The organism is Pauljensenia sp. C0254C2 (assembly GCF_056583835.1).
In genome coordinates, this window is the sequence record NZ_JBWPJO010000021.1 from 1 (window position 1) to 18,864 (window position 18,864).

Sequence of the window (18,864 nt, forward strand, 5' to 3'; positions counted from 1 at the left end):
CTAGGGGTATGTGCACGAGGCGGGGTTAGAACTAGGGGTATGTGCACGAGGCGGGGTTAGAACTAGGGGTATGTGAACGTGGAGGGTTTAAATCTAGGGGTATGTGCACGTGTTGGTGCGCGCGGCAGGACAGCAGTGGCATCCCCGCCCGAAGGATCTGCGGTCAGGACACACCCAAAAAGGCGGTGAAATGTAGAAAGGCCCGCAAGATGTGGAAACGCCGGCAGTGTACTGAAACGCGGCGATATACAGAAAGATCGGGACACCGCCAACAAACTGTCAACGATGTCCCGACACATCACAACGGTGCGCGAGGGGGGAGTTGAACCCCCACTCCATCAACTGGAACACGGACCTGAACCGTGCGCGTCTGCCTATTCCGCCACTCGCGCGTTGCTATAGAAGATTACGAGGCCGAGGGTGTCTTCGTCAAACCGAATCCACCACAAGAGGTGTTGAGACCAGTCACATTCACTGCCACGGGACACCGGAGCGGAAGATGACGGAGATGACGGTTGCGGCAAGAACCAGGACCAGCCCGATGATGTCTGGCCAGCGAAAACGAACTCGATCGCGCTCAACTGGCGGGATTCCACCGCGCATTGTCATTGCCCTGCCGGTGTCATCGGCACGTCTCGAGGACGCGGATAACGTTGCGGTTGTCATATCCACGATCAATTTGAGCTGACCGCGAAATGTCATCATCGGCCCATCATCTGTCCAGCGCAGGCGCACGGCGTCGAACACTGCCTGCATCTGGTCGCGCACGGTCGACAGACCTCGAAGCGCAAAACTTGCCGCCATTACCCACTCGTCGACGGGAGCTCGAAACCACGTGAGGGGGTGGAGCAGTGTTCGAAGTGCCGGGGCGATTCGTTCAATGGGTGTGGTCCACACGAGCAGCAGTGATCCGAGGACCACTTCGACCATGACGAGGAAGGCGCGGACGAAAATCAATGCACCGCCGCCGATCGCGGCCCCGATCATGCCGCCAATGAAGCCGGCCCACATCCAAGACGGCAGGCGCGGCCGTGCCGAAATGGGCACGCGTCCGACAACAGCCGCAACCAGGAGACACACGCCGACCGCCGCGACAGTTGGCCACTTGGGAAGCAGGACCAGCAGTGTCGTCAGAATTGCCAGGCAGATGATCTTCGTGCCGACCCACATACGCGTCAGGGGAGATTCCCACGGCAGCGGGCGGGGCAGTGCCAACGTAGGTGATGGGCGAGGGTGCCTGCGCGAAGCGGCAGATCCGTGAACACCTGTGTTGGGTGGTGTATTGCGTGCGAATGTACTCATGACAGTTTCCCTTCGACGAGGGAAAGGTGCCGGGAGCACACCTGATCCAAACCTTCAAAATCGTGCGAAATCACAATAATTCCCATGCCGCGATCCTGCCGGCGTTTCAGCGCGCTGATGACCAGTTCACGCGATGTGGCATCCAGGCCCGCCAGAGGCTCGTCAAGCACAATGAAATTCAGGTCCGCTGCGAATAATCCAGCCAACGCGACGCGCCGCATCTGTCCGCCGGAGAGTTCATCAATACCGCGCCTTTGCAACTCACAGTCCAGTCCCACTTCCGCCATCGCGCGGCTGACCACGTCGTCGACCCGCTCTGTGTCGTCAGGGTCGATGTTGGCGGCCGCGGCAATGTCCAGACGCACGGACGGGCGTTGGAGCTGAAGTCGGGCGAATTGCATCGACATGCCGATGGATCCGATTTGCTGGCTGGCGGGCTTGTCGCCCAGGCGGCAATCTCCCCAGGTGGGAGGCATCAGGCCTGTCATGATGCGTGCCAGTGTCGATTTGCCCGACCCGTTCTCACCTGCGATCAGGACACTCTCACCTGGCGCAACGTCCAGATTAATGTCAAAGAGGACCTGCTTGTGCCACGGGGTCCTCACGTCGTAGGCGTGCGACACGTCGTGCAGTGTCAGCGCCGGGGCGAAGTGATCCCCCCACCGTTTGAGGTGGGACACGATGTCGTCAGCCTCATCGTCGGTGGAGACCACAGGCATGACTGGTGCGGTGCGAACCGCGGATGGGTCACCCTCGTCAATGGGGGAGTCGTGCACGCTGCTGGCTGGCGGGCGGGTGGGAGAGGCTGTGGAATCAGTAGCATCCCCGGTGGGGACGGCCACGACATCGGCAGCGCCGCTGGTGAGGTGGCAGGTCAGGGAGCCAGGTGCGCCGGTGGTCGTGCTGTCGGTGAGCGGACTGGTCGGTTCGGTGGGAGCACCATCGAAAGTGACGTGACCGTTGTCGAGTGTGATCAGCCGGTCGGCCCGTGCCGCTTCAGTGAGGTCGTGGGTGATGTGAACGACGGTTGTGCCGGTGCGGGGCAGGTCAGCGAGGATGGCGATCAGTTCGGTGCGCCCCTGCTGGTCGATCATGGCGGTTGACTCGTCCGAGATCAGCAGGGCAGGCTGGCGTGCCAAGGCTCCTGCCAGTGCGAGTCGTTGCAGTTGGCCGCCCGACAGGTGACGTACCGGCATCGCGGACAGGCCAGGCAGACCGACCTGATCCAGAAGAATGTCGAGGGGGAGCGCGGCGCGCTCGTCGGAACTCATACCCCACAGGATGTCTTCTTCCACCGTTTCGCCCAGCAATGACAATTCGGTGCGTTGAGCCAGCAGTGCGACCCCGCTTTGTCGACCCAGTCCAATCCGGCCGGGCCGCTTCACCGATCCGGCGCTGTGGCGCGCACCGGCAAGAATGGATGCCAGGGTCGACTTTCCAGATCCGTTCGGCCCGGCGATGACGACGAACTGGCCGCGGTCGATGGTGAGGCTCACGCCGTCAAGCGCGTCGCGCGTGGCGCCCGGATAGTGCATGTGGACGTCAGTGAGCGTGGTGGGCAACGGCTGGATCGGGGCGGCGGCATCCTCGTCGACGCGCAGTGGATCTAATGCATTGCCCTGCGGAATACGGGCGAGGACGTGACCCATCAGCCAGTGCGCAACGGTCAATGTGAGTGCGAATGCGAAAAGCACGGATACCGGCAGCCACGCCCACCAGTAGGCCACCATCCAGTCGGTGAAGGTCAGGAGCAGGTCGGACATCGGGCGGGTGAGACTCCATCCGGACAACAGCCGCGCGTAGCCTTTGACCGAGACTCGCACAGATTCAAGCGTGAGTTCCCGCAGGTCGGTGAGCAGCCATAGCGTCAGGTCAGTGAGTGCTCCGAGGATGGCTCCGGCAATAATGCCGATCAGGAATGCGAATCGGGTGCGGATGTGTTTGCGGTGGAGTGCTCCGACGATCCACCCTGCCAGTGCCGCCTGGATTGCGGTCAGTGCGGTGTTGACTCCGCCGAGGATGGCTCCGATCAGGCAGGTGGTCAGCACGGTGGTCAGTGATGCACGAGGGCGGAGCCTGACCGCAATCATGGCGATCGGGATTGTAGCGATGAGCTGCAGGAAGTTGTTGAAGAACGGCAGGATGGTGGCGCCGACACATGCCACGATTGCCAGTCCGGCAAGCACTCCGCATGAAGCAAGTTCAACCGGTGTGAGCGCGCCGGTCGGGCGTGCGGTGCCTGCCGTGGATCGCGTGTGAGAACGGTGTGATGACAATTGTGTATCCACTGACAGGAACGGCAGGACGACAGGAGGCAGTCTGAAATCAGAGGGTGACGGCTGTGCCGGTTGCTGTGCAGATCAGAGTGCCTTGCATGCAGGTGTAGTGCATCTCAACACTGATCACGGCGTCAGCTCCGAGGAGTTCGGCACGCTCGCACATTTGGTTGACAGCATTTTCAAAAGCGGTCTGCAGGTTTTCCTCGCCTCTCTTGCGTCCGCCGTTGAGCGCTTTCAGCATTCCGCTCGCGGGGAAAGATGAAACAGTTTCACCTGATACAAGGCCGATGTAACGCGTGATCGGCTGACCTTCGATGGACGGTGTCGTCACTGCGAGCATGTTGTCTCCCATCTATTGACGCAACGATTCGGCAGGCTGGCAATGCGACTGCCATGGGCGCCCGCTGCGCCCGAGCCGACCAGTCGGGCGGCCTGAATCCACTTGTATCATTCCACGTGCGCGCTGCGCGCGCACTTACAGTGCGTGCGCCGTCTTGTTTACCGCCAGGCAGCGTCTGGGTCTGTCAGGGGTTGTCAGAAATCCCAGTCTTCGTCCTCGGTGTCGACGATCTCACCGATGACGTAGGAAGAGCCGGAACCGGAGAAGAAGTCGTGGTTTTCGTCGGCATTCGGTGACAGTGCTGCCAGGATCGCCGGATTCACATCGGTTTCATCATGCGGGAACAGTGCCTCATACCCCAGGTTCATCAGAGCCTTGTTCGCGTTGTAACGCAGGAACTTCTTGACGTCCTCGGTCAACCCCAACGGGTCATACAGCGACTCGGTGTACAGCTCTTCGTTTTCATACAACTCGAACAACAGTGAGAACGTGTAATCCTTCAGTTCCTGACGGCGCTTCTCATCGGCCTCGTTGACAGCCAGCTGATACTTGTAGCCGATGTAGTAGCCGTGCACGGCTTCGTCACGAATGATCAGGCGAATCAGGTCGGCGGTGTTGGTGAGCTTGGCGTGCGCCGACCAGTACATCGGGGCGTAAAAGCCGGAGTAGAACAGGAAGGATTCCAGCATCGTGGACGCCACTTTGCGTTTTTCTGGGTCGTCACCGTCGTAGTACGACTTCACGATGTGTGCCTTGCGCTGCAGCGGTTCGTTCTCACGCGACCAGCGGAACGACTCATTGATCTCCTGCGTGGACAGCAGTGTGGAGAAAATCGACGAGTATGACTTGGCGTGAACTGACTCCATGAACGCGATGTTTGTGTAGACCGCTTCTTCGTGGGGGGTGCGCGCATCAGGAATCAGGGAGACGGCACCGACGGTGCCCTGCAGCGTGTCCAGCAGGGTCAGGCCTGTGAACACGCGGTTCGTCATGGTCTGTTCATCCTCGTTGAGCGTCTTCCACGACTGAATGTCGTTGGACAACGGGATTTTCTCAGGCAGCCAGAAGTTACGAGTCAGACGATCCCATACCTCTTCGTCTTTTTCATCGATGATCTTGTTCCAGTTAATGGCTTCGATCGTCTCATTCTCTGATGCATGAATGGGATCCACAGTTGTTCCTCCTCAATTCTGGTGGTGTCGCACATGCACGCCACTAGCCCAGCCTACTGGTCTGAGCGTCGAAAAGACACGCCCGCCAGATGTGATGTGGCCGTGTCCTAGTGCACTTCGCACCCGCATTCGCATTGCCTGTCACTGTCGTCGTCGTGGTCAGCGCCCGCAGTCCTCGCAATCATGTGGGCAGTGGGCGTCCTGTCTCGAGCTCAGCAAACCGGACACGTGCGCCGTTTCCATTCCAGCAACGAGGGCTGCCATCAGCGCGGCCAGATCCGTGTGCGCACATCTCTTGCCCGCAGCTCTGCGATTCTCGCCGCGCCGAAAGATAGTTTTCTCGATCCACACTGTTGCAGCCGTCGTCACAGCAGTAATGCCGACCGCGGCTCCAATAAGTGCAGGATTTTCCTGCAGAGTTTCTTGAAGGGTGTCCAATGCCTGGTGGTGGCCACTGCGGTGATCGCCGTGGCGATGATGTTCTGTGCTGCAGCCGCACTGGTCGTGATCGCAATGCTGTCCGTCGTGGTGTCGATTGCCCGTACAGCCGCACGATCCGTCGCTCTGGCAGTCGCACTCCTTGTGTGGTTCAGGCTCCAACGTCCGATTCGGGTCGAGTGGGCCAGCCTGATCCTTGTCGATCAGCGGAACGGTACGCTCACCAGCGGCTGCGGCACCTTCATCCGATCCGCAGCCACATTTGCCCTTTCCTTTGCCACACGCGCAGCCGTCCTGACCTTTACCGCAGCCACATCCATCGTTTTCACCGCAATTGCAGCTCTTGCCCTCGCATGAAGCATCTCCGTTGCAGCAGGCGCACGCGCCCCCCTCGTCACAATTGCCGACGAACGCGCGGTGATCCTCACAGCTGAACATTGACGCCAATGCGGCTGTAATTCCGCCCAGGAGCCCGGCCTTCAACACGCCGCGAACAGGTCGTGAGCGTACGAAGTCCGGCATGGCATACCACGCGAGCGTGCCGCCTGACATCAACGCGACATAACCGAGTTTGCGCGGATCACTCAGCGCCTGCTCAATGCGGCCAAACGCAGAGCTCCCGCCAACATCCGTGCTGGTTGAGCAGTCGTGATCGTGGCAATCGCAAGTCATCAGAAGCCTCCCATATATCCAGTGCTGTCAATCCTACGTGGCGGCATGTGCATTTGCAGCCAGGCCGGACGAACGCTCCTTCCACGCAGTGCTCCACTTACTCACCTCAGGAGGACCCGATATGAGACAGTGGAACCAGCAGGGGACAGCGTCGCCCTCGTCGATGCTGATGACTGGGACGCCCTGCCCCACGTATCTCTATGACCGGATGAGTCTGCCTGGAGCGTAAGGAGCGCGAGATGACCACTCACACGACCGTTGCCTGGAGCGAGGGCCGTTGGCTTCACGACCCTGCCGATCACCACATTGACGATGCGGGAAAACTGGTGGTAACCGCCACCGAGAAATCCGATGCGTGGGAGCGTACCTACTACGGCTTCAGTGTGAACACTGCGAATGCCCTGGTCAGGGAACTTCTCCACGGTACAGCAATGGAGGTGACGCTCAATGCGGCGTTCTCCGAGCAATTCGACCAGGCTGGCATTTTCGTGCGCGCCGGTGCAAAAAACTGGGTCAAAGCGGGCCTTGAGTTTTCCGACGGAGTGCTGCAGCTCGGCGCGGTCGTCACGCGCGGCGTGTCCGACTGGTCAGTGTCGCCGGTCCACGAATGGCTCAACAAAGATGTGGTGATCCGCGTGAGCCGCCACGACGATTCGATCATCCTGCGTGCCGGCGTGGTGGGCGAGGGCCTCAGGTTGGTGCGAGTACTGCCGTGTCTGCCTGACGATGGCTCGGTGGTGGAGGCAGGTCCGTTCGTGTGCTCGCCGTCCAGGGGCGGACTGTCCATCGCCTTCTCGTCATGGACGCTCGGCCCTGCAGACGCCAGTTTGCACTGACGAGGGTGGTGCGGTGGACCAATTGTGCGCATCCTCGGACTGACTCCTATTGTTAAAGAGCACGGGCCGCATGGGTCCGTGAAAACGCCGGCTGCACGCTGGATGTCACGATGAGGAAACGGTGCTAGGGACAGTACTGACAACGATCACACCCATGATCACGGTGGGAGTGCTGGGAACACTTTTCGCACGCAACCGTCACTTTGTCGGTGCCCTGAACCCGATCAACGACTTCGTCTTCTATGTCACCCTGCCGTGCTACATGTTCACCGTCGTGCTCAATGCGCCACTGGACACGTCAGCTACCCCGGTCGTGGAAGCACTCTCAGGCCCCGTCATCGCAGTGCTCCTCTACTTCCTGCTCGGCTTCGCTCTCCGAGCAGTCTCTAAGCGGCGTCGGCTGTGTCAGGAACGTCGTGAAGGACAGGAAACGGACGCTGATCTCTCCGCCCGTGACCGTGCCCGCACAAGCGGAGCGTTCAACCCGTCCCCCATTGTTTTGGGCGCGACCTTCGGCAACGTCGGATACATGGGTGTGCCTATCGCACTGGCCCTGATCGGACCACAGGCCGGCCTTGCGGGCGGCGTCATTCAACTGCTCCACAACGTTGTTTTCCTGTCGGGCTATCCCATCATGCGTCAGCTCCTGCTGGGACAGTCCGCGCACGAGGAACACGTCGACCGTGATCACGCCACGCATACTGCCCGCCCCCGCCACTGGCCGCGAGCGCTCCAAGTCCTCATCCAGGCCGTCACCATGCCTCCCACAATTGCCTTTGCCCTGGCACTTGGCGTCAATGCCCTGCATATCCGCCTCCCGGAGGCAATCACGCACACGACGTCACTGATTGCCGGAGCCACGGTGCCCTGTGCCTTGTTCGCGATTGGTCTGGCTGTCCCTGAGGCCCTGCGGGCCCTGCGTCAGCGTTTTGTCCCATTGTCAGTGGTCCTCGCTGCGGCCCTGACGAAGACGGTGGTGTTGCCGCTGCTGGTGGTGGGCGTGATCGCAGCGTGTGGCATTGATATTCATTCGGTGTGGGCGCTGACGGCGATCGTCCTGGCGAGCATTCCCTCGGCGTCAGCGGTGCTCAACCTTGCGCTCGGCCTGGATGGTGACCCTCAGGGAGCAACCTCCACGATCGTTATGACGCTGACCGTCTTTCCCGTGACATTCCCGCTGGTGTTCTTGCTGGTGAGCGCCCTGTAGTAGGCGCTTCCTGCCCTTACCTCGGCACAGTGTCGAGGGCGTCCAGCACAGTCCGCGTCCACACCTTTGCGCCCTCTTCGTCGGGGTGAACGTTGTCGGAGGCCAGAAGGTCGGTGTGCTCTGCAATCGCGGCGGCCCAGTCGGCCACGCGAACCCGGTCCTTATGCGCTGCCGCCCACGAGCGGATCGTGTCAGCGGCGGGACGAATCCACGTGTCATCGTCCGGGCCAAACCCAGTGACCAGCACGAGGCGACGATCCGGCCCGAGCTGCTTGAGCACCTCATCGAGCTGCTCGGGTGGAACATCACCGTTAGTGGCCAGAGCGACAACGACGTAGCGGCGGGCACCATATTCAGCATCAACCTGCGTGAGGACGGATGAAACCTGATAGATCGAACGCGACACTTCGGCATTGATCGCAATACCCGGACGCTCCTCAGTTAAAGCAGGCGCAGCCGCCAGCGTCACCGAATCCCCGATCACCGTGATCTGATTGCCGGGAATCGGTGTGGCGGGCTGATCTGAATGGTCGTGTCCCGCTCCGGATACGGCACCTGCGGCAGCGGACTGGGCAGCAGACGGGTCGCCCTCGGCCTTCTGGCCGGACGCGGGGGCGGTATCGTCGGCAGCGGACTGCGAGCCGGAAATGGCGGCCTGGCCGGAGCGAATGGCCCGCTCGGCGCTGGACATGGCAGGCTGGCGCGCCACTGCAGTCACGAGCACCCCGATGATCAGCATCGAGACTATGAACACGATGATGCGGCCACGCTCCTGCAGGCTCGTGATCCACAAGCGCACTGTGGCAACGATGCCGCCCTTGCGCAGCGGCGTTTCGATCCACCGGTACGAGGCCTCTGCGATCACGACGCTGAGCGCTGCCAGAGCGAGCGCCATCGGGCGCGGCATGTCGCCATCGACGAGGTAGTAGCCCAGAACCCACAGCGGCCAGTGCCACAGGTAGATGCCATAGGAGCGTTCACCAATCCAGCGCATGAAGGGTGCATCAAGGATGCGGCACAGGAAACGTCCCGATACGGAACCGCTCAGTACTGCCGGCATCATCGCCTGGATCACTCCGACCGCGCCGAGCGTTGCAAGGATCAGAACGATTTCCAGGGCGAGCGGAGCGTTGTTCATGGGCAACATGATGGCGACCACCACGATGATGACGGCGCCCACGTAGCCCAGCGAGGCGCGAGCCGTCGCAGTGCGCGCACTGATCGGGGCGGGTTCATCGATGCTGAGCGGATCGCCGCAGGCCAACGCCAGCGCGCTGCCTGCCATCAGGCCGAAGGCACGCGAATCGGTTCCCATGTAGATGCGCGAGGGGTCAGCACCTCCCGCTGCCAATGCCAGTGCCCACAGAGCTGATGCCGCCATCAGACATGCAGCGACGATCCAGATCCAGCGCTCTGAATGGGTGAAAACGCGGCGCGCCAGCCACAGAAGGGCGATCACGATGAGCGGCCAGATCAGGTAGAACTGCTGCTCGATGGCCAGGGACCACATGTGGGTGAGCAGCAGCGGCTGATTGCGGTCGAAGTAGCTGGATCCGGCAGCAATCTCCACCCAGTTATAGGTATACGTCAACGCGCCGACAAATTGGCGTCGGATAGCCAGCAGCGCATCCCCGCCGACTATGGCGGCTGCAGCGGTGGCCACCACCACCATGACTGCGACGGCAGGAACCAAGCGGCGCACCCGCCGCACCCAAAAGCCCTTGAGATCAATGCGACCGGCCGTGCGGAACTCATGGATCAGCAGGGACGTGATGAGGAATCCCGAAATCACCAGGAACACATCCACGCCTACCATGCCGCCCGGCATCCACGAGCGCATCAGGTGGTAGATCAGCACCACTGCGACTGCCAGCGCGCGCAGCCCGTCAAGGCCGGGAACGCGCCGCCGGGTGGATGCTGTGTGCTGTGAATCTGCCACGTCAGTCGCGCTGTAGGGCAAAGAGATGGTCAAGCACGGCGCCTCCTGAGACACGCAAACCGTCATGCTGGTACTCGTTTGTCACCCACACGCGCGATCCACGGATCGCGCTCGCGGTGTCCAGTGACAACTCACGCGGCACAAACATGTCATCGAAGTAGACGGCCGACGCGACAGGTACCGAGTTCTCAGCCAGCACCTCCGGGTCGTACACCGCTGGCCAGTCGGTGCGGTTGGCCAGGATGTCGGCAGCCTCGCCCAGTCCGGTCAGCTCCGGATCCTCATCGAAAATCGAGCGCATCATGTGCTCGCCGGTCAGGTAGTACGGCTCGGACGTATCCAACGGGTCAGCATCTGGATCAAACCCCGCGATCTCACGCGAAAGCCGATCCGCTGACCAGCGGGTTGCAGTGCCCGCCAGGGCAGGGGTGGTCGCAGCGTAAATCGTTTCCTGCAGCACCGCATACATGGGAGTGGTCTGAGCGACCTCGTCTGCCACTTGTTGTAGGAAGTGACGCGACAGGCGTGAGACCCCGTTAACCGTGACGAAGGGGGCTTCCAGCATGTAGTGCAGTGCGTCGAAACGCAGTTGCCCACCCAGACATATGCCGATCATGCGGAAACGTTCCGTGGAGAGGCGCTCACCGGTTGGCAGGCATTCCTCGTGGTCACGCACATGCGCGGCGATGCGGCGAATCATCGGCTCATCGTCAGGGTAACGCTCATAGTACGCGCGGTTGCGTGCTGCGGTACGCTCGTAGGTCAGCCGGTAAATCGAATCAATGTCCGTCAAACCGGGCAGACCGCCGGTGTTGAAGACGGCGCGCAGCCCTTCGGGTGCAATCGACAGGTAGCACGTGTTGATGAAGCCGCCAAAACTCTGACCGAGCGTCGTCCACGGCTCATCGCCAGCCAGCTCACGGCGCACAACTTCCGCATCGCGCACAATCTGATCCTGTCGGAACAGCATCAGGTAGTCAGCAATTTCCTGAGCAGTGGGAGCGTGGTCACCCTCGTCAGTGACGGATTGATTGCCGAGGGAACTCAGCGTGAGCTTGTCGAGCCGGTGGGATCTTCCCGTCCCGCGCTGGTCCAGCAGAACGACGCGGTAGTCCTTGAGCATGCGGCCGATGAATCCGTCGCGAAAATCGCCTGGACGGGGGCCTTCGCCTCCGGGACCACCCTGCATGAACACTAGGTATGGCAGGTTGTCTCCACCGGGGGGGATAATCTCGCGAGCATAAATATCCACCGTCCCGTGGTCATGCGCATCGGGCGCATTGTGATCCAGTGGGACGGTGAATGTGTGGTCGTGAATGGTGCTTGAATGGTGAATGTAGCTTCCGATGCGCATGCACCACAGTGTAGCCACGGGTGGCGAGCCTCAGTCGTTGGCGCGCCCCAGGGCAGCCAGGACGTGACGCTCCAGCGGTGTGCAGATCAGCAACGCCACCAGACTCATTCCCAGTCCGATGCCGCCAATCATGAGCAGGCGGACCAGCGTGTCGTCCGTGGCGGCGCTCCGTCCTCCGGTTGACGCCAGCGACAGGCCACGACCCAAAGCGGCGAACAGGATGGATGTCACAACCAGGGGTGCGAAACTCTGGAACAGTCGAACAAGGGTGAACAGGTGACGAGGGAATCCCATGCGGTCCAGGGCCTGAGTTTGTGTGAGTCGATCGAAGACCCCTGACGCCTGGTTCATCAGGGTGGACAGGGCTGACACGGCGAAGCCGATTCCCAGCGTGATCGTCACGCCCAGCGGGACGTCGTGCGTGAAGAGGATTACCTCTGGTGGTATTTCCTGCTTTGTGGTGGACACCGTAGCGAAGTCCATGACGGAGGTGAACCCGCCGATGAAGCACAGAATGGACAGCGCTCCGACTGCGCGCCACACAGCGCGCGGGTCATCCATGATGCGGCGGGCCGCCAGGACCACCGAGGGGAAGTGACTCAGCGTGAATGGTGCAGCCAGCAGCTGAATGATGAACGGAGCTGCGATTGCGATCGCGATGATGGTGACAGATAGCAGCGCAATAACAACGAGCATTCCCTGATTATTGAAGTCGGCGGTCGGGAAGATAGCGAAGGTGCAGAACAGAACGATTGCTCCTGCCAGGACGAACAGGCGCCACATCCGCAGTGCCTTCGGTGTATGCCGCTTGGCGACTCCCAGCGGTGAGATCCGCACTTTCTGCAGGCCGACCAGTGTTGAGATGACTGCGATAGTGAGCAGGACGGCCAGCACAATCGCCAGCATCCATGCAGGCACGAGCATCTCGGCAGGGTCGATGGCGACAGTGAGGAAATGAGCGTGCGACCACAACGGCAGTGTCACCACGTACAGTATGACGCCAATGGCTGCGCCGATTACCCACTGGATAACCGTTTCCACCAGTGCGATCAGGATGACCTGCCCACTTGTTGCTCCAACCAGACGCAGTGAGGCGAGGCGTTCGGATCTGCCCTGTGCTCCCAGGCGTGCCGCTGAGGACCCGAGAGAGAACACGGGGAAGGCAAGTAAGACGACTGCGAACAGGGCGAACACGAGATACGCTTCTGTTGCCGATGGATGCAAGTCGAGGCGTGCGAACGTTTTCAGGAGGCGCTCGGAAGGATCATTTGCCCATGTGTAGAACATCCACACGCCGCCTGCCACAGTCAGCGTCATCGCGGTGGACAGTGCAAATGATGCGACGGCCAGGACGTCCAGCCACGCGTCTCCGGCACGGGAGCGCAGCCTGCCGACGGTGAGCATCGGAGCCAAGTGCAGGGTCTTCATCGCAGACCACCACCGGGGGCCTGAGCAGGAACCTCGCGCACACCCGAATCTGCGTGCACAACGCCGTCACGGATTTCAACGAGTCGTTGACACCAGTCGGCAACGTGTGAATCGTGCGTGACGATGATGAGCGTTGCGCCACTCATCTGCGTTGTTGTGGTCAGAATCTGCATCACCTCGTGGCCGGTGGACTGGTCGAGCGCGCCGGTCGGCTCGTCGGCAAAAACCACGCTGGGAGAGCCTGCCAAGGCGCGTGCGATGGCGACGCGCTGCATCTGCCCGCCTGACATTTCACCGGGACGGCGCGACTTCTCGGTACCCAGGCCGAGCCGCTCCAGCCAGATATCGGCCTGAGCGAGGGACGCTTTGCGGCTTTGCCCCGTCAGCATCAGCGGCACGGCCACGTTTTCACGTGCTGGAAGTTCAGGGATGAGCTGGCCATCCTGGAACACGAAGCCGAATCGGGCTAGGCGCAGTTTGGAGCGGCGCGCGTCGGACAGTGCTGAAATGTTGTCCTGCCCCAGGAACGCGGCTCCCGATGTGGGTGGCAGAATCCCAGCCAGGCAGTGCAGCAGTGTGGACTTGCCGGACCCTGACGGACCCATGATCGCCACTGACTGCCCGGGCGGGAATTCGATGTCAACGCCTCGTAGAGCCGGTACGGTACCGAAATTCTTCGTCAACGCGTGGCCGCTGAGCACCTGAGGTGTTGCGGACGCGGAATTCATTCTTTGTGCCATGTCACCAGTACATCCTTTTGCGTGCTGATTCAACAGTGAGCAGGGGCGATATTTCATGGTAGAGCCAGGTCTACTGCCTGAACCGACCAGTGCTGGAGCGCGCCGTCACCCTCCGGGCTGTGTGTGGCGCTTATAGGATGATCGTGTGCAGATGCGAGATGAATGGAAAGCGTTCCTATGTGGAGCAGGCGCATGTCTCAGCGCTCTGACTGCATGCCTGTTTGCCATGATGTTTCTCAGCAATCCCGGGATTGGTCTGGGTGTGGCGGTCGTGTGCGCACTCGCCGTATGTGCGACCTGCCTGTTCAACGTGTGGACAATGGTCAGGGACCACGACGGTGGGGCGTGGTGGCGCCGCTCGACTGCTCCTGCAGCGCCCGACGCTTTTGACGAGGTGGTGCACGCGCAGCGAGACATCGCCAATGCCTCCGAAATTGAGCGCCGCCGCATTGAACGCGACCTGCATGACGGAGCGCAGCAGTTCATCGTTGCAGCATCAATGGATATCGGGGAAGCGGCTTTGATGCTCGATGACCTGTCAGCGGTCGACAGCGTGGATCCCGCGAGTATGCGCAGCGTCAGCGAACGCCTCGAATCAGCAGCCCAGCGCACGGAAAAAGCTCTGTCCGCCTTGCGTCGCACAGTTGCCGGCATCCACCCTAAAGTGCTGTCAGATCTGGGGCTTGAGGCAGCGGTGCGAGACCTGGCGGACGCCAGTCCGCTGGACGCCGACGTCAAGGTACCCATCCCGCTTCCCGACATTCCTCAGGGCGTGATTGCCGCCGGATACTTCATGGTGGCTGAATGCCTGACGAACGCCGCGAAGTATGCGCCTCACGCGCATGTCATCGTGCTGGTCATCGCCGATGAGAATCTGCAGATCACAGTGACAGATGACGGTCCTGGAGGAGCAAGCGCGCGCGCCGACGGCGGACTGGCTGGCATGCGTGAACGACTGGCCTCCTTCGGCGGTTCCCTGGATGTGTCCAGTCCCGAGGGTGGCCCGACCATTATTTCGGGGCGAATTCCGCTCATGTTGATGCGCGGCGAATTCAGCGTCACATCACGAGCCGGCTCACCCCTCACCAATAAGGAGGCATGATGAAACTCATCGTGGCAGATGACTCCACGCTTTTCCGTGAAGGCATTATCGGCCTGCTGGAGCGACGCGGCCATGAGGTCATCGTTCACGTCGCCACAGCGCCGGAGCTGATTGACGCAGTTGGACAGGTCGACGCGGACCTGGTGATCACCGATGTGCGCATGCCGCCGGGAATGAGTGATGACGGCCTGCGCGCAGCTGTTGAGATCCGCAGACAGCACCCTGGTTTGGGAATAGTGGTGCTGTCACAGTATGTGGCACCGGCCTACGCGCGCGAACTGTTCAACCCGCAGTCCGCCCACCATCCGGCTTCGGATGTCAGGTTTGCGGGGTCACCTTCGGCCGGCAATGCGGATGAGGACGCCCCCGGAGGGCTTGGCTACCTGCTCAAAGACCGTGTCGCGAGGGTGGCTGACTTCATCCGATCGCTCGACATTGTCGCTGCTGGCGGCGTGGTGATCGACCCGGAGGTGGCGGCGGAGCTGATGCGGCACGAGCCGTCGAAGCTGTCCACGCTGACTGAGCGCGAAATTGAGATTCTCGCGCTCATGGCGCGCGGATTGTCGAATGCGGAACTGGCCGATGAACTGGTCGTATCGGCGGCAACCGTGTCGAAACACGTGGCGAACATCTTCCTCAAACTCGGCATGGAGCCGGGTGAGGAGAACCGTCGGGTGCGCGCGGTGCTGGCCTACCTGACTGAGCAGCACGCGCAGCGCTGATTGCCGGCGCACCGTCGCGCTCGTGCCGGCCTGGCTTAGCCGGCGTCGACCACGGGCGTGAACTGCTGCCAGATGACGCGCGCCGTGTCAGCACTGGACCCTGCCCACACGTGAGTGATGCGGATTGTGCCTGGCCACGTCGCATCGCTGCCTGAAATCGTAAAGGTAGCGATCCACATGTTCGCGCCGCCTTCGCAGATCTCGATGCGACTGACCCGGCACGACTCGCCCGGACGGATCGGGACATCACGCAGCTCTAAGCGATCGTGTCCCTCATGGTCAATAATGCGGGCACCTTCCGCCTCATACGTGCCAAGCTCCTTGACGTTGAGGCTGGCCCACGCGCGGATCAGACTCTTTTGCCGACGCCGTATCGTCGCTGCGCAGTCAACGGTGGGCGGGTCACCCTCGTCAATCGGGGATGCACAACCAGAACCTGGTGAGGACTCAAAACCTGAGCCGGATACGGATGCGAAACCCGGGCCCGGCTCGGGGGCTCGACCATCGCGGTACGCTTCTGCCGCGCCGCGCGCGTGAGTGTCAGCCAGCTCGTTGAGGTCATGTCCGGCGTGGCCGCGCACCCACGCGAAGTGTGCATCGCGTGAGGCGATGAGCCGGTCAATCTCCTGAATGACCTCGAGGTTCGCGATCGGCTTCTTGTCGGCTTTCTGCCACCCCTTCTTCTTCCACGACGGTGCCCACTTGGTGATGACGTTAATGGCGTACTGTGAATCAGCCAGGATTTCCAGGCGTCTGCCGCGCAGCTCATCCGTGTCGGTTGCGCGCAGGAGCTCCAACACGGCGGTCAGCTCGCCCAGGTTGTTCGTTCCTGACGGCCAGCCACCGGCATCCCAGTGGTCACGGTCCACGACCCACGCCCATCCGGCAGGTCCTGGATTTCCAAGCGATGAGCCGTCGACGGCAGCGCGGATCGGATCTGACGATTCACTCATCGATTCCCACCTGACTGAGGGCGAAAGCGAACTCTTCGGCGCGGGAGGCCCAATGCCCGTAGCGTCCGGACGGGCCGCGGTGTCCGGCAACCATCTGGGTGCGCATGATGATCGGGCGCTCAGTCGGGTCGCTCTGACCGGCAAATGTGGTTGTGACGGCTGCACTGCCCAGCTCAGATGCACGGCCCGCCGCTGTCGGATTGCCCGCAGTGGCCTGGCGCAGGCGCTGCACCCACTTCAGCGGCTCACCGAAGAGCACGCGCGTGTCGTTAATGCTGGTGGAGGCCATAATCGCGGGGTACTCCACGCCGTCGGCAACATTTTCATACGGCGAATACGACTTCATAACGGCGTAGATTTCGCGATCTTCAATCGGATTGCCCCACTCTTCCCATTCACCGACCGTCAGCGGCAACGAGGGATCAAGGATCGAGGTCAGTGCGTCAACGAACGGCACACCGGCCAAGATCACCCGGAACAGGTCAGGTGCCATATTCGTCACCGCACCCATGAGCAGGCCGCCAGCCGAACGTCCCTCCGCGATCAGGCGGTGTGGCGCTACCCACCCGGCGTCGACAAGGAAGCGCCCCACGTCGATGAAATCGGTGAACGTATGGGTTTTCACCTCGCGCCGGCCATCCTCGTACCACCAGCGCCCCATCTCACCGCCGCCACGAATGTGTGCAAGGGCGAACACGACGCCTCGCTGAATGGCCGGCAGGCGCAGCACGGAAAACTCCGGGTCGTTGGAAATCTCATACGAGCCGTAGCCGTACAGCCAGCCTGCTGCACGTCCATCGCACGCAGCGTCGCGGCGGTGCACCAGTGTGACCGGGATACGGGTGTGGCCATCACGGGCCGTGACCCACAGGCGTTCTTCCACATAGTCGGCGCGCTGCTCGGCATCCCACCCGGGCACTGCTTTTTCACGCAGGACGTGTGCGGATCCGTCACGAGGATCCACGGAGACCGTGCGAGGCGGCTGCGTGATCGACTGGCATTCAACCAGGATCAGCCGGTCGTGCCAGTCCAGTTGACCCACAGTGTTCATCGTGAGGACCGCACCGTTATCGTGAGCGCCGGGCAGAACCGCGCGGGGCTCGGACCAGATTTGCGCGTAGTCGGGACGATGCTGGCGCGCACTCGTAGCGGCAGCTTCGGGCGTGGTGGGAGCGGTGCGCGTCATGTACTCCAGCCAGGTCTGGCCATCGCGACGCATCGAGATCACGCACATCGACTCATACGCCTCCACATCCAGCAGGCGCGGTCCTTGGCTGTCACCCTCGATCAGCGTGTGCCACGTCGAATAATCCACCGATTCGGCAGCGCCTCCCTCGTCCCTGACCTGCGGAAGCGGTGCGATGGCGAGGCTGCCTTCGCGACTGTCGGCGGTGTGGATCAACAGGAGGTGATCGCCGGCCGGTTCTGCGCTGACCAGGACGCCCGGTCTGCGGCCTGTGACGCTGACCGGCATGTGGTGCGGCTGGAGGGTCGGCCACAGCCATACCTCGCTGGTGGACGTCGAAGCCGACGTGATCACCACCCAGTTCGGGTCACGTGCCTGCTCAAAGTAGACTTCGAAACGCTCATCCGGCTCGTCAAGGAGGCGGCGGTCGTGCGCTGGATCCTCACCTACGACGTGCAGCCACACCTGGCATGCGCGCCAGGCATCGTCGACCCGCGTGTACAGCACCGACGCTGAATCAGCTGACCATGCCACGCCGTACCCAACGTTCGTGACCTGCTCATCGACCGTGCGCCCGGAGGCAATATCCGTGACCACCAGCGTGTAGCGCTCATCTCCACTCGTGTCCTTGAGCCACGCCACGCGCGTACCGTCCGGGCTGGGCGCCCACTCGCCCACAGAAAAGAACTCTTCGCCCGCAGCCTGAGCGTTCTCATCAATGACGGTTTCCTCACCCGGAGCGGGACGGTCGGCGTGGATCGTGGGCGGAGAAAGTGGGGCGGCGTCGACGTGCGCTGGCGATTCGTCATTGACGAGGGTGACCGGCACGCGCTGATGAGACACATACTGTGAGCCTTCTTCGGTGCGATCGAAATACCAGTACTGGCCGATGCGGATCGGTACGGTGACATCGGTTTCAACGGTGTGCGCCTTGAACTCGCTGACCAGCGTGTCGCTCAGCGCGCGCAGCGGAGCCGTGACGTGATCGGCCCACGCGTTTTCCTTTTCCACCAGGTCGATGACTGCAGGGTCGTCCGCGCAACGCAACCACTGGAAGGGATCTGCGAAGGAATCACCGTGGAAGGAACGCGGCGGATCCAATGGCCGGGACTGTGCTCGCGGCGGATCCAATGGCCGGGACTGCGCTCGCGGCGGCTGGATGCCTGCGTCGTGGTGCTGTTTGTTGTCAGATGG

The 18,864-nt window shown here is 61.8% G+C and carries 15 protein-coding genes and 1 tRNA gene; 5 read left to right on the forward strand and 11 right to left on the reverse strand.

Annotated elements, in window-relative coordinates; genetic code table 11:
* Positions 1 to 307: 307 nt before the first annotated feature.
* The 5 genes from AC1DA5_RS10215 to nrdF all read right to left on the reverse strand — a co-directional run bounded on the left by AC1DA5_RS10215 (position 308) and on the right by nrdF (position 5,084).
* Positions 308 to 392, reverse strand: a tRNA-Leu gene (locus tag AC1DA5_RS10215).
* A gap of 79 nt (positions 393 to 471) precedes the next feature.
* Positions 472 to 1,302: an energy-coupling factor transporter transmembrane component T family protein gene (locus AC1DA5_RS10220; protein WP_480290145.1), complete on the reverse strand. Its 831-nt coding sequence runs from the start codon at positions 1,300 to 1,302 to the stop codon at positions 472 to 474.
* A complete protein-coding gene (locus AC1DA5_RS10225; protein ID WP_480290146.1) occupies positions 1,299 to 3,578 on the reverse strand; it encodes an ABC transporter ATP-binding protein in 2,280 nt (759 codons plus the stop codon). The genes AC1DA5_RS10220 and AC1DA5_RS10225 overlap by 4 nt, the downstream gene beginning before the upstream one ends.
* 49 nt (positions 3,579 to 3,627) lie before the next feature.
* Positions 3,628 to 3,921 carry a heavy metal-binding domain-containing protein gene (locus tag AC1DA5_RS10230; RefSeq protein ID WP_070728262.1) on the reverse strand — a complete coding sequence of 98 codons (294 nt, stop codon included), beginning with the start codon at positions 3,919 to 3,921 and terminating at the stop codon, positions 3,628 to 3,630.
* Between the two features lie 194 nt (positions 3,922 to 4,115).
* On the reverse strand, positions 4,116 to 5,084 hold the full coding sequence (gene nrdF, locus AC1DA5_RS10235; RefSeq protein WP_058237952.1) for a class 1b ribonucleoside-diphosphate reductase subunit beta: 969 nt from the start codon (positions 5,082 to 5,084) through the stop codon (positions 4,116 to 4,118).
* 201 nt (positions 5,085 to 5,285) lie between these two features.
* Between nrdF and AC1DA5_RS10240 the strand changes: the two genes are divergently transcribed.
* The 3 genes from AC1DA5_RS10240 to AC1DA5_RS10250 all read left to right on the forward strand — a co-directional run bounded on the left by AC1DA5_RS10240 (position 5,286) and on the right by AC1DA5_RS10250 (position 8,246).
* Positions 5,286 to 5,888, forward strand: a complete 603-nt coding sequence (locus AC1DA5_RS10240; protein ID WP_480290147.1) for a hypothetical protein — start codon at positions 5,286 to 5,288, stop codon at positions 5,886 to 5,888.
* A 554-nt stretch (positions 5,889 to 6,442) separates the two neighbouring features.
* Positions 6,443 to 7,039: a DUF1349 domain-containing protein gene (locus tag AC1DA5_RS10245; protein ID WP_070728005.1), complete on the forward strand. Its 597-nt coding sequence runs from the start codon at positions 6,443 to 6,445 to the stop codon at positions 7,037 to 7,039.
* 121 nt (positions 7,040 to 7,160) lie between these two features.
* Complete coding sequence (locus tag AC1DA5_RS10250; RefSeq protein ID WP_141757425.1) at positions 7,161 to 8,246, forward strand: AEC family transporter; 1,086 nt, start codon at positions 7,161 to 7,163, stop codon at positions 8,244 to 8,246.
* A 16-nt stretch (positions 8,247 to 8,262) separates the two neighbouring features.
* On the opposite strand, the gene AC1DA5_RS10255 is transcribed toward AC1DA5_RS10250, so the two are convergent.
* From AC1DA5_RS10255 to AC1DA5_RS10270, 4 genes are read right to left on the reverse strand one after another with little or no spacing between them, the layout of a single operon-like run.
* Positions 8,263 to 10,218, reverse strand: coding sequence for an acyltransferase family protein (locus AC1DA5_RS10255; RefSeq protein WP_480290148.1), 1,956 nt, complete (start codon positions 10,216 to 10,218; stop codon positions 8,263 to 8,265).
* A complete protein-coding gene (locus AC1DA5_RS10260; RefSeq protein WP_480290149.1) occupies positions 10,187 to 11,539 on the reverse strand; it encodes an alpha/beta fold hydrolase in 1,353 nt (450 codons plus the stop codon). Before AC1DA5_RS10260 ends, AC1DA5_RS10255 begins: the two co-directional genes overlap by 32 nt.
* A 30-nt stretch (positions 11,540 to 11,569) precedes the next feature.
* Complete coding sequence (locus tag AC1DA5_RS10265) at positions 11,570 to 12,967, reverse strand: FtsX-like permease family protein (protein WP_058237666.1); 1,398 nt, start codon at positions 12,965 to 12,967, stop codon at positions 11,570 to 11,572.
* Positions 12,964 to 13,707 carry an ABC transporter ATP-binding protein gene (locus AC1DA5_RS10270; protein ID WP_257525614.1) on the reverse strand — a complete coding sequence of 248 codons (744 nt, stop codon included), beginning with the start codon at positions 13,705 to 13,707 and terminating at the stop codon, positions 12,964 to 12,966. Before AC1DA5_RS10270 ends, AC1DA5_RS10265 begins: the two co-directional genes overlap by 4 nt.
* 151 nt (positions 13,708 to 13,858) lie before the next feature.
* Here AC1DA5_RS10270 and AC1DA5_RS10275 point away from each other — a divergent pair, with 151 nt between their 5' ends.
* Entirely contained in the window at positions 13,859 to 14,809 is a 951-nt protein-coding gene (locus AC1DA5_RS10275) for a sensor histidine kinase (RefSeq protein ID WP_480290154.1), read from the forward strand.
* On the forward strand, positions 14,809 to 15,531 hold the full coding sequence (locus AC1DA5_RS10280) for a response regulator transcription factor (RefSeq protein WP_480290155.1): 723 nt from the start codon (positions 14,809 to 14,811) through the stop codon (positions 15,529 to 15,531). Before AC1DA5_RS10275 ends, AC1DA5_RS10280 begins: the two co-directional genes overlap by 1 nt.
* 35 nt (positions 15,532 to 15,566) lie before the next feature.
* Here the strand turns inward: AC1DA5_RS10280 and AC1DA5_RS10285 are convergent, their stop codons facing one another.
* Both AC1DA5_RS10285 and AC1DA5_RS10290 read right to left on the reverse strand, forming a co-directional pair.
* Positions 15,567 to 16,484 carry a ribonuclease H family protein gene (locus AC1DA5_RS10285; RefSeq protein ID WP_480290151.1) on the reverse strand — a complete coding sequence of 306 codons (918 nt, stop codon included), beginning with the start codon at positions 16,482 to 16,484 and terminating at the stop codon, positions 15,567 to 15,569.
* Positions 16,477 to 18,864, reverse strand: a 2,388-nt coding sequence (locus tag AC1DA5_RS10290; protein WP_480290153.1) for a S9 family peptidase, incomplete at its 5' end; no start/stop codon positions are given. The genes AC1DA5_RS10290 and AC1DA5_RS10285, both read right to left, overlap by 8 nt.

Coding starts and splice junctions, on each gene's coding strand:
- AC1DA5_RS10220 (WP_480290145.1), bottom strand. CDS start 1,302: ATGAGTACATTCGCACGCAATACACCACCCAACACAGGTGTTCACGGA.
- AC1DA5_RS10230 (WP_070728262.1), bottom strand. CDS start 3,921: ATGCTCGCAGTGACGACACCGTCCATCGAAGGTCAGCCGATCACGCGT.
- AC1DA5_RS10245 (WP_070728005.1), top strand. CDS start 6,443: ATGACCACTCACACGACCGTTGCCTGGAGCGAGGGCCGTTGGCTTCAC.
- AC1DA5_RS10260 (WP_480290149.1), bottom strand. CDS start 11,539: ATGCGCATCGGAAGCTACATTCACCATTCAAGCACCATTCACGACCAC.
- AC1DA5_RS10265 (WP_058237666.1), bottom strand. CDS start 12,967: ATGAAGACCCTGCACTTGGCTCCGATGCTCACCGTCGGCAGGCTGCGC.
- AC1DA5_RS10270 (WP_257525614.1), bottom strand. CDS start 13,707: ATGGCACAAAGAATGAATTCCGCGTCCGCAACACCTCAGGTGCTCAGC.
- AC1DA5_RS10275 (WP_480290154.1), top strand. CDS start 13,859: ATGCGAGATGAATGGAAAGCGTTCCTATGTGGAGCAGGCGCATGTCTC.
- AC1DA5_RS10280 (WP_480290155.1), top strand. CDS start 14,809: ATGAAACTCATCGTGGCAGATGACTCCACGCTTTTCCGTGAAGGCATT.
- AC1DA5_RS10285 (WP_480290151.1), bottom strand. CDS start 16,484: ATGAGTGAATCGTCAGATCCGATCCGCGCTGCCGTCGACGGCTCATCG.